This window comes from Vreelandella indica (assembly GCF_037070225.1).
In the GTDB taxonomy this organism is placed as follows: domain Bacteria; phylum Pseudomonadota; class Gammaproteobacteria; order Pseudomonadales; family Halomonadaceae; genus Vreelandella; species Vreelandella arctica.
Window position 1 is genome coordinate 1 of sequence record NZ_JBANSO010000016.1, and the last position, 12,146, is coordinate 12,146.

Annotated in this window: 11 protein-coding genes and 2 pseudogenes; 7 read left to right on the top strand and 6 right to left on the bottom strand. The window is 53.6% G+C overall.

All coding sequences use genetic code 11. The features are described from left to right. Window positions 1-372 precede the first annotated feature (372 nt). The 3 genes and pseudogenes from V8L71_RS12205 to V8L71_RS12215 all read left to right on the top strand — a co-directional run. On the top strand, window positions 373-861 hold the full coding sequence (locus V8L71_RS12205) for an alpha-ketoglutarate-dependent dioxygenase AlkB family protein (protein ID WP_336274274.1): 489 nt from the start codon (window positions 373-375) through the stop codon (window positions 859-861). Window positions 862-910: 49 nt separating this feature from the next. Continuing rightward, window positions 911-1,925 (top strand): annotated as a pseudogene (locus V8L71_RS12210) (IS3 family transposase). Window positions 1,926-1,958: 33 nt separating this feature from the next. After that, window positions 1,959-2,090, top strand: a pseudogene (locus tag V8L71_RS12215) (alpha-ketoglutarate-dependent dioxygenase AlkB); the annotation flags it as partial. Between the two features lie 57 nt (window positions 2,091-2,147). On the opposite strand, the gene V8L71_RS12220 reads toward V8L71_RS12215, so the two are convergent. Genes V8L71_RS12220 through cysP form a run of 4 tightly spaced genes read right to left on the bottom strand, consistent with a single transcriptional unit; the run spans window position 2,148 to window position 5,957 of the window. Then, window positions 2,148-3,242, bottom strand: a complete 1,095-nt coding sequence (locus V8L71_RS12220) for a sulfate/molybdate ABC transporter ATP-binding protein (protein ID WP_008959573.1) — start codon at window positions 3,240-3,242, stop codon at window positions 2,148-2,150. Next, window positions 3,239-4,066, bottom strand: a complete 828-nt coding sequence (gene cysW / locus V8L71_RS12225; protein WP_336274275.1) for a sulfate ABC transporter permease subunit CysW — start codon at window positions 4,064-4,066, stop codon at window positions 3,239-3,241. Before cysW ends, V8L71_RS12220 begins: the two co-directional genes overlap by 4 nt. Continuing rightward, a complete protein-coding gene (gene cysT / locus V8L71_RS12230; protein ID WP_336274276.1) occupies window positions 4,066-4,920 on the bottom strand; it encodes a sulfate ABC transporter permease subunit CysT in 855 nt (284 codons plus the stop codon). Before cysT ends, cysW begins: the two co-directional genes overlap by 1 nt. A gap of 26 nt (window positions 4,921-4,946) precedes the next feature. Next, a complete protein-coding gene (gene cysP, locus V8L71_RS12235) occupies window positions 4,947-5,957 on the bottom strand; it encodes a thiosulfate ABC transporter substrate-binding protein CysP (protein ID WP_336274277.1) in 1,011 nt (336 codons plus the stop codon). A 276-nt stretch (window positions 5,958-6,233) separates the two neighbouring features. On the opposite strand from cysP, the gene rpe reads away from it, so the two are divergent. Then, complete coding sequence (gene rpe / locus V8L71_RS12240) at window positions 6,234-6,929, top strand: ribulose-phosphate 3-epimerase (RefSeq protein WP_336274278.1); 696 nt, start codon at window positions 6,234-6,236, stop codon at window positions 6,927-6,929. Between the two features lie 36 nt (window positions 6,930-6,965). Here the strand turns inward: rpe and V8L71_RS12245 are convergent, their stop codons facing one another. Beyond that, window positions 6,966-8,264: an NAD(P)/FAD-dependent oxidoreductase gene (locus tag V8L71_RS12245; protein WP_176304548.1), complete on the bottom strand. Its 1,299-nt coding sequence runs from the start codon at window positions 8,262-8,264 to the stop codon at window positions 6,966-6,968. A 101-nt stretch (window positions 8,265-8,365) separates the two neighbouring features. Between V8L71_RS12245 and V8L71_RS12250 the strand changes: the two genes are divergently transcribed. Next, on the top strand, window positions 8,366-9,121 hold the full coding sequence (locus V8L71_RS12250; protein ID WP_336274279.1) for a phosphoglycolate phosphatase: 756 nt from the start codon (window positions 8,366-8,368) through the stop codon (window positions 9,119-9,121). Between the two features lie 14 nt (window positions 9,122-9,135). Here the strand turns inward: V8L71_RS12250 and V8L71_RS12255 are convergent, their stop codons facing one another. Beyond that, window positions 9,136-10,050, bottom strand: a complete 915-nt coding sequence (locus V8L71_RS12255; RefSeq protein ID WP_336274280.1) for a metal ABC transporter substrate-binding protein — start codon at window positions 10,048-10,050, stop codon at window positions 9,136-9,138. A gap of 381 nt (window positions 10,051-10,431) precedes the next feature. Between V8L71_RS12255 and V8L71_RS12260 the strand changes: the two genes are divergently transcribed. Together V8L71_RS12260 and trpD are read left to right on the top strand one after the other, a co-directional pair. Next, the gene (locus tag V8L71_RS12260) at window positions 10,432-11,067 is read left to right on the top strand and encodes an anthranilate synthase component II (RefSeq protein ID WP_336274281.1); all 636 of its coding nucleotides are present in this window, start codon (window positions 10,432-10,434) and stop codon (window positions 11,065-11,067) included. Between the two features lie 39 nt (window positions 11,068-11,106). Then, window positions 11,107-12,126, top strand: coding sequence for an anthranilate phosphoribosyltransferase (gene trpD, locus V8L71_RS12265; protein ID WP_336274282.1), 1,020 nt, complete (start codon window positions 11,107-11,109; stop codon window positions 12,124-12,126). Window positions 12,127-12,146: the final 20 nt, after the last annotated feature.

A 12,146-nucleotide genomic window follows, 5' to 3' on the forward strand; every position in this document is an offset into this window, starting at 1 on the left:
GGAGCCGATTGGCCATATCCCACCAGCAGAGCGAGAAGCCATGTATTATGAGCAACAGAGTCAGGCAAATAAGGCTGCTTGACTCAAACTAACGGGTCTCCGAGAAAGCCGGTACGGTTCACTGTGTTGATTGGGCCTATCGCCGGTGAGGCGATTCTCATAAAAAGAAAGCTTGCTCCCCAGATAGCGGCTAGCGACAGTAGCCGTATATAGTCTATTGCTCTCATTTTGTTTCCCTTTATAAAGTTTCTGATTAGCCAACAGGCTTCAGCCTGGGTGCTTTGCCGCATGGCTTTCAGTATTGCTTCCTTGTTAGGGTGAGAAAAACCCGTTTCTTGCTGTCTTTGTAATAGGCACACAATTGGCATCGCTATGACGCATACAGATCTATTTGAAAATGACAGTATGAAACTGATTAATCTGCTTCCACGGGATGGGGAGGCCTACTACCACGGCAAAATCCTAGACGTTTCTACCGCTGATATGTACTTCAGTAGGTGCATTAACGAATTGAGTTGGGAGCATGATCGCGCGCTTATTTACGGTAAAGAGATTGTCACTAAGCGAAAGATGGCCTGGTATGCAGATGAACCGGTCAAATATACTTACTCTGGATATACCAAAACGGCGTTGGTATGGCCTGATTTTTTACGCGATATGAACCAGTTGGTGGAAAGCCTCTGTGGAGATGCCTTTAACTCGTGCCTGTGTAATTTTTATAGCTCAGGGGATGAGGGTATGAGTTGGCACAGCGATGCCGAGAAGGATCTGGTTGAACATGGATCCATCGGGGCGCTCACGCTTGGCGGCGAAAGGAAGTTCTCGTTTAAACATAAGGTAACAGGCGACGTCACCCCCTGATTGAGTAGCGCTACACTTTAGAGTCCGATCCTACGAAAGGAGATTGGACATGAAGAAGCGTTTCAGCGAAGAACAGATCATTGGTTTTCTGGGCGAAGCCGAAGCAGGACTGCCCATCAAGGAGCTATGCCGTCGGCACGGTTTCTCAGAAGCCAGTTACTATCTATGGCGCAGCAAGTTTGGCGGCATGAGCGTACCCGATGCCAAACGACTCAAAGAACTCGAAGCCGAAAATGGGCGCTTGAAAAAGCTGCTCGCGGAGTCGCTACTGGAAATGGAGGTCACTCGCGAGGCGCTGAGAAAAAAGTGGTGAGTGCCCCGGCACGCCGAGACGTGGTGCGCTTTATGGTGTCACGTGGTCTGAGTGAACGCCGAGCGCTCCGTGTCATCCATATGAGTGCCAGTGCATTGCGCTATCAATCGGCCCCTGACCGCAATGGGGCATTGCGTGAACGCATTATTGCCCTGGCCCATCGGCATCGTCGCTATGGCGCTGGCATGATCTACCTGAAGCTGCGTCAAGCCGGTGAACGGGTCAATCATAAGCGCGTCGAGCGTCTCTACGCGGCGGCTCGATTGCAGGTAAAACGCCGCAAGCGCAAGAAGGTTCCTGCGTCTGAGCGAAAGCCCCTTGGCCGTCCTTGTGCCGCCAACCAGATCTGGTCAATGGATTTTGTATTTGACCGTACGGCAGAAGGACGCGTGATAAAGAACCTCACCGTTGTCGACGACGCCACCCATGAAGCCGTGGCGATCGTGCCTGAACGGGCCATTGGCGGTCTGTCGTTAACACGGATTCTAGATCAACTGGCTTTACAACGTGGCCTACCTAGCGCCATTCGTACGGATAATGGAAAGGAATTTTGTGGGCGCGCCATGCTGTTAATGAGCATTGGTTCACCAGCCTTCATCACGCCAAGGTTGTCATCGAAGCATGGCGCCAGGAGTACAACGAAGAAAGACCGAAAAAGAGTCTTGGCGGACTGACACCTTCAGCCTATGCCGAGCAACTGGTGTTAAAACACGATAAAGTTACGTCTGACTCTAAACCCAGGTGCTACTGAAGATGGGGTGACGTCGCAGGCGAAAGTGTCTCGCTTACGTTAGAGCACGGTAGTTTGTTAATTATGAAAGGCACTACACAAAAGAATTGGCTACATAGCCTGCCCAAAACCAAGAAAGATATCGAGCCGCGGGTGAGCTTAACGTTTAGGCAAATGCGCTTTTGAACTAATCCGAGTAGTGCTTAATGCAAACCGCCCCGGGTCGGGGCGGCTATTGAAACGTTATGCGACGCGTGTCTGCTCCGTCGTTTTCTCAGTGACTTTGGGGAAGCGTCGCCAGTGACGGGGATGGGCGAATAAACGCTGCCCACGGCGTAGTGCCAAGTGTTCAAAGTCAGTGTGGCGCACGGTGGCCAGCCACGGCTGGGCCAGCCAGTCGGCTTCTAGCTCTACGCGTACTTCTGCCCCCACCGGGGAGATCGCTGTGATAGTGACTGGCAAGTGGCTCTCTGAGGTCGGCTGTTCGGTCAGGCGCACTTCATGAGGGCGCAGCAACAGCTCTTCATGACCATCGGGCAGGTCAACGTGCCAATAGGCATCGCCGCAGGTCAATACGCCGTTACTTACTTTGCCTTCCAGATGATTAACATCGCCTAAGAACTCAAACACAAAGCGGTTTGCTGGCGTGCGGTAGAGCTCGTCGGGGGTGTCGATCTGCTCTATACGGCCATTGCTCATTACCACGACGCGGTCGGAAAGCTCCAGTGCCTCTTCCTGATCGTGAGTTACAAAGACGCTGGTGAAATTGAGCTCATCATGCAGATGACGCAGCCAGCGGCGAAGCTCCTGGCGTACTTTGGCATCAAGGGCACCAAACGGTTCGTCCAAGAGCAATACTTCAGGCTCTACCGCTAAGGCGCGGGCCAGCGACACACGCTGCTGCTGGCCGCCCGAAAGCTGGGCGGGGTAGCGGTTGGCAAGATGTTCCAGCTTGACCATTTCAAGCAGCCTGAACACCCGTGCACGAATCTCACCGCTGCTGGGGCGGCGTTTGCGCGACAGCACGGTCAGGCCAAACGCCACGTTGTCGTAAACGCTCATATGGCGGAACAGCGCATAGTGCTGGAAGACAAAGCCAATCCGCCGGTCGCGTACATGCACGTTGGTCACGTCGCGGTCGCCAAACAGAATTTTACCCGGTTGGGTGGTACGGTCAGCATTTTCCAATCCGGCGATAATCCGCAGCAGGGTGGTTTTGCCTGAACCCGAAGGGCCGAGCAGGCCGACCAGCTCACCTTCATGAATATCCAGATTGATGGGCTCTAATGCCTGGGTATTGCCGAAGTGCTTAGCGATGTTGTGTAAGCGAATGCTCATGCAAATGCCTCCCGGCGCGCTGCGCGCCATTCCAGCCCAGCCTTCGCGGCGAGCGTCAATAGGGCAATGAATGCGAGTAGGGCCGCGCAGGCAAAAGCCCCGACGGCGTTGTAGTCCTGATAAAGCTGCTCAAGGTGCAGTGGCAGTGTATTGGTCTGGCCGCGAATGGCACCTGAGACCACCGAAACGGCACCGAATTCGCCGACTGCACGAGCATTGGTGAGGATGACGCCATACAGTAGTGCCCAGCGAATGTTGGGTAGCGTGACTCGGCGAAATGTCGTCCAACCGGAAGCGCCAAGCGTCACGGCCGCTTCTTCTTCACGCGAGCCTTGAGCCTGCATCAGCGGAATCAATTCCCGGGCCACGAAAGGACAGGTCACAAAAATAGTCACCATCAGAATACCCGGCCAGGCAAACATCAGCTGAATATCGTGGCCATCCAGCCACGTGCCGATCCAGCCGTTGCGCCCATACAGCAGCAAGTAAATCAGACCCGCCACCACAGGTGAGACCGCAAAGGGAATATCGATCAGGGTCTGTAAAATGCGTCGCCCGGGAAAGCTGAAGCGTGTTACCAGCCACGCCAGCGCTACACCAAACACCAAGCACACCGGGATAGTGAGTAGCGCTATCATCAGCGTTAAGCCAATCGCATGCAGCGTGAAGGTATTACTAACATTGGCCCAGAAGACCATGACGCCCTGTGAAAATGCCTGAGCAAAAATAGCGACCAATGGTAACAACAAAAAAAGTGCTGACAGCACTAGGGCGGCACCTATCAGCAGGCGCCGGATAACCGGTGCATCACCAATTCGACGCATTAGCCCTTCCCTCCATGCAGGCGGCGTACAAAACGTCCTTGCCAAACATTAATCGCCAGTAGCAGTGACAACGATACGAACAGCACGACCGAGGCAATCGCCGATGCACCCGCATAGTCGTACTCTTGCAGTTTGACGAAGATCATCAGCGCGGTGATCTCGGTTTCATAAGGCATATTGCCAGCGATAAAAATGATCGCGCCGAACTCGCCTAGTGAGCGCACAAACGCAAGCCCAGTACCAGTCACCAAGGCAGGCCAGATATGCGGCAAGATCACGCGGCGAAAGGCGACACCGTCAGTTGCCCCTAGTGACATGGCGGCTTCATCGACTTCAGCGGGCAAGTCTTCCAGCACTGGTTGAACGGTGCGCACTACAAACGGAATACTGGTAAAGGCCATGGCTAGTGCAATGCCCACCCAGGTATAGGCGACCTGAAAACCAAGCGGTTCAAGCAGTTGGCCCATCCAGCCGCTGCTGGCGTAAAGCGTTGCCAAGGTAATGCCTGCCACCGCGGTGGGCAACGCAAAGGGCAGATCCATCAAGGCATCCAGTAAGCGCTTGCCAGGGAACTCGTAGCGCACCAGTACCCAGGCCAATAACAGGCCAAAGATGGCATTGATAATGGCCGCGACGGCTGCCGCGCCAATGGTCACCATATAGCTTGCGACCACACGACCTTCGGTGATAATTGCCCAGTATTCGGCGAAGCTAAGCCCCGCTAACTGGCCGAACAGGCCGGTAATCGGTAAGAGCAGCACCAGCGAAATAAACAGCACGCTGATACCCATAGAAAGGCCAAAACCCGGCAGCACGCGTGTGCTGCCGGTTCGCCAAGTGGCAAGTTGACTCATAGTTCAGGCTGGCTCATAGGTGAATATTAGCGGCGCTGTAACTGGTCGAGAAGGCCACCGCTGCCGAAGTGAGTTTCCATTGCTTCATCCCAGCTACCAAACACGTCGTCTACCTCGAGTAATTCGGTCTCCGGGAACTCGTCGGCAAACTCTTCGACCACAGCTTCGTTATGCACCCGGTAGTTGAAGCCTGCCAGCAGGCGCTGAGTCTCTTCGGTGTAGAGGTACTCAAGGTAGCTCTGGGCCAAGTCGCTGTTGCCGTTGCGCTCAGCATTTTCGCCGACAACGGCAACGGGGAACTCGGCTAGGATACTGACAGGCGGCACGATCACTTCGTAATCGTCGCTGCCGTACTCGCTACGAATATTGTTAACTTCAGACTCGAAGCTAATCAGTACATCGCCAATTTCTCGCTCAATAAAGCTGGTCGTCGCGCCACGGCCGCCGGTATCAAATACCGCCACATTGGCTAAAAAGGTGCTCATGAACTCTTCGATTTGCTCTTCATCGCCATCAAATTCGTTCTCGGCAAAGCCCCAAGCGGCTAAATAGGTGTAGCGGCCATTACCCGAGGTTTTCGGGTTAGGGAAGACCACTTCTACGTCTTCTTGGACTAGATCGTCCCAGCTTTCGATGCCTTTGGGATTGCCTTTACGCACCAGGAAAGCGGTAGTGGAGTAGTAGGGCGAAGCATTGTTCTCAAATGCGTCTTGCCAATCTTCTGCCACCAACCCGGCATCCGCGAGTACTTGCACGTCGGTCACCTGGTTAAAGGTCACTACATCGGCACGTAGACCCTGCAAGATGGCGCGTGCTTGTGCCGAAGAGCCGCCGTGAGACTGGCTAATGGCAATTTCTTCACCGTGCTCTTCCTGCCACCACGCTTGAAACTCAGGGTTGATCGCGGCAAACAGCTCGCGAGCGATATCGTAGGATGAATTGAGCATTTCACGCTCTTGGGCAACGGCGGAACCGCTGACCGTAACGCCCATGGCAATGGCTATCAGGCTGCGGCGGAAAATTGTCGGCAACGTCATCGTTAACTCCTTAAATCAGTAAGCGCATAGGATCGCCAAAAAGTAGTGTCGCAATAGCCGCAAGGTTAATGCTATCAATGTGGAATTACAATCATGTTTTATATTCTATTTAAGAATATGCCTGTGATGACTATGCTCAGCCGCTCTTAGGCCGCAGATACGTGGTTCTAGTAAGCGGCTCTGATAAGATAGATGTTTGGCTTTGCTCTTTAGCCTGTGCTCGCAGGCATATCGGGTGGCTACTCTCGTCTACTGATTAATAAGCAGGAATGGAATATGACCGATGCGCATGATTTTCTCATTGCCCCCTCTATTTTATCAGCTGATTTTGCCCGGTTGGGTGAAGAGGTGGACAACGTGCTGGCTGCAGGCGCCGATGTGGTGCACTTCGATGTAATGGATAATCACTATGTGCCTAACCTCACGATTGGCCCCATGGTGTGCAAAGCGCTGCGTAAGCACGGCGTAACGGCGCCCATTGATGTGCATTTGATGGTCAAGCCGGTCGACCGCATGATCAGCGATTTTATCGAGGCAGGTGCCAGCTATATCACCTTTCACCCTGAAGCCTCTGAGCACGTTGACCGTTCGCTGCAGTTGATCCGCGATGGTGGCTGTAAGGCTGGTTTAGTGTTCAATCCCGCGACGCCGCTCTCTTTTCTTGACTACGTGATGGATAAAGTCGATATGGTACTGCTGATGAGCGTTAACCCAGGCTTTGGTGGCCAGTCATTTATTCCTGGTACGCTGAACAAGTTGCGCGAGGCACGGGCGCGCATTGATGCATCACACTATGATATCCGCTTGGAAATCGACGGCGGGGTAAAAGTGGATAACATTGCTGAGATTGCCGCCGCTGGCGCCGATACCTTTGTAGCAGGCTCTGCTATTTTCAGTGCCCACCAAGCTAGCGACCCGCACGGCTACGACACAGTACTCAAACAACTGCGGGCGGCGCTAGCGACGGCTTAATACTGCGTTTCAAGCAAAAATTAACGGGGTGTTTGTTTAGTGTAACTTCATGCGCGGTTTTAAATACTTATTAAGTTTATCCACCAGCCATGACAGCCCCGTTTTTGTCGCCCCATGAATAGAGAGCTGATGCGTACGATATAACGAAGCGTACGCTTGGCGTGCCAGCCAGCCTTCCAAAAACAGACCTTTGGAGGCTCCGCTACGCATCAAATTACCCACTGCATCGTAGCGCGCCAGTGAGACCAGTGAGCCATGATCACGGTAGCGAAAATCCTGCAGTGGCTTATCGTCGAGTAGGTTAACTAGGTTTTTGGCTAATAACTTGGCTTGTTGATGCGCCGCTTGAGCGCGAGGCGGCACGGTACCCTCGTCTCCCATCGGGCAACTGGCGCAGTCGCCAAGTGCGAATATTTTTTCATCGTCGACACTTTGCAGGCTACGTTTCACTTCGATCTGATTTTTCTTGTTAGTCGTCAGGCCAAGTTCGGTTAGAAATGGCGGCGCTTTAATACCCGCTGCCCACACATTAATATCCGTCTGGATCTCCTCACCGTTGTCGGTAATCAGCCGATGCGCTTGTGCTTCCTTGATCGCCGTATCGGTATGAACAGTGACGCCCATTTTCTCAAGCTCTGTTTTAACGGTCTGGCTGACCCGTTCAGAAAGCCCAGGCAGCAAGCGCGGCGCAGCTTCTAGCAAGTGCACGCTAATGTGCTGATGATCTATCGCCGTTACGCCATAGGCATTGAGCATACGCGAGGCATCAAATAGCTCGGCGGCAAGCTCTACCCCTGTGGCGCCGCCGCCCACAATGCCAATAGTCAACTGAGTATGCTGGCGCAGTGTGGGGTCGGTATAGCGCAGGAAGGTATTGATCATATCGCGCTGAAACGCTTTGGCCTGCTGGGGCGAATCAATAAAGTGGCAGTGCTCGGCGACGCCGGGCGTGCCGAAGTCATTGGAGACACTACCCAACGCCATCACTAAGTAGTCATAGGTTAACTCGCGTGCAGGCAGTACCTCAGCGCCGTCTTCGTCTTTAACGGGGGCTAAACGTAGGACTTGCTGCTGGCGATCCACACCCGTCAGCGAACCACGTTGATAACGGTAGAAGTGAGCAGACGAATGTCCGCGATAATCCACCTCGTCCATACTGGAATTAAGCACACCGGTCGCCAGTTCATGGAGCAAAGGCTTCCAAACGTGGGTGGTGTTACGATCCAGCAACACAATCTCTGCGCGTTTACGCTTGCCTAATGTATGCCCTAGCCGCGTAGCGAGAGCTAGCCCACCCGCGCCACCCCCGACAATCACAATCCTGGGTATGGCCATCATTATCTCCTTGGCTAAGTTAGCTCCAGCATAGAAGCTTCTTACGCTTCTGACTAATGCGAAGGTTTACCTTGAACAGGTAAGATAGTTTTCTAAACACGATGAGGCAGAGGGCAGTGACGGTGCATTCCATACGATTTACAGAACGATATTCAGGACTACATTCGGCACTGCAGGGTAAACGGCTGATTGCGTTCGACTTGGATGGCACGTTGATTGATTCGGTACCTGATCTTGCCGCTGCGGTGGCGCATGCTCTAAAGGCGCTTGATCTACGCCAGCCAAGCGAAGCCGAGGTGCGTGATTGGGTCGGCAATGGGGCGCCGATATTAGTCGAAAGAGCCCTAACCTGGGCGTTACAGACACCGCCCACGCCCGCACTCCAGCAGCGCGGCTATGATGCTTTTATGGACTACTATGGCGCCGCGCCCCATGCTCTCACAACACTCTACCCAGGCGTTCAGCAAGCGCTTCAGGGGCTGCACCAGCAAGGAATGACACTGGTACTGATCACCAATAAGCCTGAGCGTTTTATTGAGCCGCTTTTACAGCACTTTGAACTGTTGGACTATTTTACACTCTGGGTGGGCGGTGATTCACTGGCTGAAAAAAAGCCTCATCCATTGCCGCTACTGCATGCTGCCCGCACGTGCCAGATTCCAGCCGCTGGATGTGTGATGGTGGGTGATTCCCGGCATGATATCGCTGCTGGTAAAGCGGCAGGCTTTACTACCGTAGCGTTACCGTACGGCTACAACCACGGCGAGCCAATCGAAGAGAGTCACCCTGATCTAGTGCTCTCTTCGTTAACAGAATTGCTGACAACCACCTCCCAGACGACAAAAGCGATTGAGTAATGGCAAAGGGCTGATTACTCGGCCGTTGCACCACCTAAAGCGGTATGCAGTACCTCTGCGTTATGACGCAGCATGGTCGAATAGTTGGCAGCTGGGCCATCTGCGCGACTCAGTGAATCAACATACAGCGGCCCTGCGAGTGGAATTGAAGTCTCCCGAGCTAAAGCATCCATATGAATACTGGGGGTCGTGCTTTCAAAAAAGAGTGCCGAGGGACGCTTTGCAGCAAGTTGCTCGCTCATTTTGGCCATTGCCTGGGCACTGCCTTGGGTCTCATGATTAACGCCCCATATTCCCTGGGCTTGAAATGAGAAAGCACGTGCGAAATAACCAAAGCTTGCTTCACTAGTGATCAGTGTGCGGTTGGTTTGAGGGATACCGTCGAGCCGCTCTTTCACCTCTGAGCTCAGAGTAGTCAGCGCTTTGCGAGCTTCTTCGGCGCGCGCATAAAACACATCTGCCTGCTTGGGCAGGTGCTCGGCCAGCGTGGCGGCAATCACATCAATGTAAGCGGCGGCGCCGGCGGGGTCCATCCACATATGCGGATCTGGTTCGCCTTTATATTGACCTGTGGAGATCATCAGCGGTGCGTAGTCGGCCTTTTTCGCCACTTCCACGAGGGTTAACTGATCGTCTGACATCGCTTCAATATGACGAATCCAAGGCTCTAAGCCCAGTCCGTTATAAAAGACGATATGGGTCTCTTCTAACGCAAGCACATTGGGGGGGGTTAACTCCCAGCGGTGAACGTCTTCACCCACAGGAACAATGACATTGACGCTGACCGCGTCTCCTGCCACCCGTTTGACCAACTCCTCCATGACTGAAAACGAGGCAATAACGCGTAGCGTTGTGTTGGCATAGGCTGGCGCAGCGCTGATCAATGCGACAAATAAGAGCGTACACATCCAGGTAACCCGCTTTGTCATCTTACGCTCCTAACTTAATTGTAAACTAACGTAAATGTCGGTAGATAATAAAGACTGCGGTGGTTCGTTGCTAGTACCAATCTTCAGGCAGGTCGAGAGAGGTAAGGTACAGGTAGGATTCCCTTTAAAGGAAAGTGCCACTATGCTTAACAGTCTTACACTCCTAAGCATAGCGTGCCTGATGACTGAGCGAACGGTTTCTTCGGTGCGGCGTTGGTGAGCCCCTTTTCTGGGGCGGTTCGTAAGCTCGCTGAGGGAGCTTCTTATCATTACTACCGGGCGCAGCACTTAACCCCTGCAACGCAGCGCCCGGTTGCGGTATCATCAAGTCATTAGAGGTTTCATCTGTGACCTGAATGACGCAACGGAGTAAGTGGGGCAATGGCGCAAGCTCAGTCGGGGCAGAAACTGTCAGCGCAGAATCAGCCAGCGCGTAAAGTAGTGATGATCGATAATTATGACAGCTTCACGTTTAACATAGTCCAGTACCTGGGCGAGCTGGGCGCGGAAGTAAACACTTACCTTAATGACGACATCACCATTGAGCAGATTGAAGCGCTGGCGCCGACGCACTTGGTGGTGTCGCCGGGACCATGTACGCCTAACGAGGCAGGTATCTCCATGGCCGCCATCGAGCATTTTGCTGGCAAGCTACCTATTTTAGGTGTCTGCCTGGGCCATCAGGCCATTGGGCAGGTCTTTGGTGGCAAGGTCGTGCGCGCCCCACAGGTCATGCACGGCAAAACCTCTGCTGTACTACACGCGAACCAAGGTGTATTTGAAGGGTTGGATAATCCTGTTGAGGTTACTCGCTATCACTCCCTGGTCGTCGATAAAGCGAGTCTGCCTGACTGTTTGGAAGTCACTGCCTGGACAGGTGATGACGATGTTACTCCCGGTTTAGTGATGGGGGTTCGTCACCGCGAGCTGGATATTGAAGGGGTGCAGTTCCATCCCGAGTCGATTCTTACCCGCCAAGGCCATGAGCTGTTGGCCAACTTTTTAAAACGCGGCTGATGGCCGGTTTCACACGCTTTTTTAGGGGCCCCTCTGCTCATGCAAATGCGAGACGCGATTAATGCGGTAATGCGCCGCGAAGACCTCTCTTTCGATGCCATGCACGCCTTGATGCGCCAGATCATGACCGGCGATGCTTCTGACGCGCAAATTGGCGGCCTGCTGGTCGGTTTAGCCATGAAGGGCGAAAGTGCCGTTGAAATTAGCGCCGCCGCGCAGGTAATGCGCGAGCTAATGAAACGCGTTGAATTGAAGGCGGAAAACGTTGTGGATATCGTCGGCACCGGTGGCGATGGCGCGAATCTATTTAACGTTTCTACCGCTGCTAGTTTTGTTGCCGCTGCCGCTGGCGCCCATGTGGCCAAGCACGGTAACCGCAGCGTTTCGTCGTCATCCGGCAGTGCAGATTTATTTGATGTGGCGGGCATCTACCTGGATCTTAAGCCTGACCAAGTGGCGCGCTGTATCGAGCAAGTGGGCGTTGGCTTTATGTTTGCGCCCAATCATCACCCGGCCATGCGCTATGCGATTGGGCCACGCCGCGAAATGGGCGTGCGCACGCTGTTTAATATTCTAGGGCCGTTAACCAATCCCGCTGGCGCCCCCAATCAGGTGTTGGGCGTTTACGCTGCGGAATTAGTACCGCTGATGGCCGAAGTGCTTAAAACCTTGGGTAGTCGTCATGTGATGGTGGTTCATTCAGACGATGGCTTGGATGAAATCTCCCTGGCAAGCCCCACGTTAGTCGCCGAGCTAAAAGACGGTGAGATTACCCAGTACACCATTACGCCCGAAGAGCTGGGTATAGAGCGCCAGAGTTTGGCAACACTGAAAGCCAACAGCGCAGAAGATAGCCTGCGTTTGGTCAAAGCAGCGCTTTCCGGAGAAGGCGCCGCTGCCGATATGGTCGCGCTAAACGCCGGGGCCGCGCTTTACTGTTCGGGCGTCGCGGATACCTTAAAAGAGGGTGTGATGGTGGCCCAGGACGCGCAAGCCTCCAAACTGCCGCTTGAAAAGCTTAAAGAGCTTTCTCACTTCACCAGCGTGTTTAAGCAGTAAGATTTTCAGCATAAGTTCTT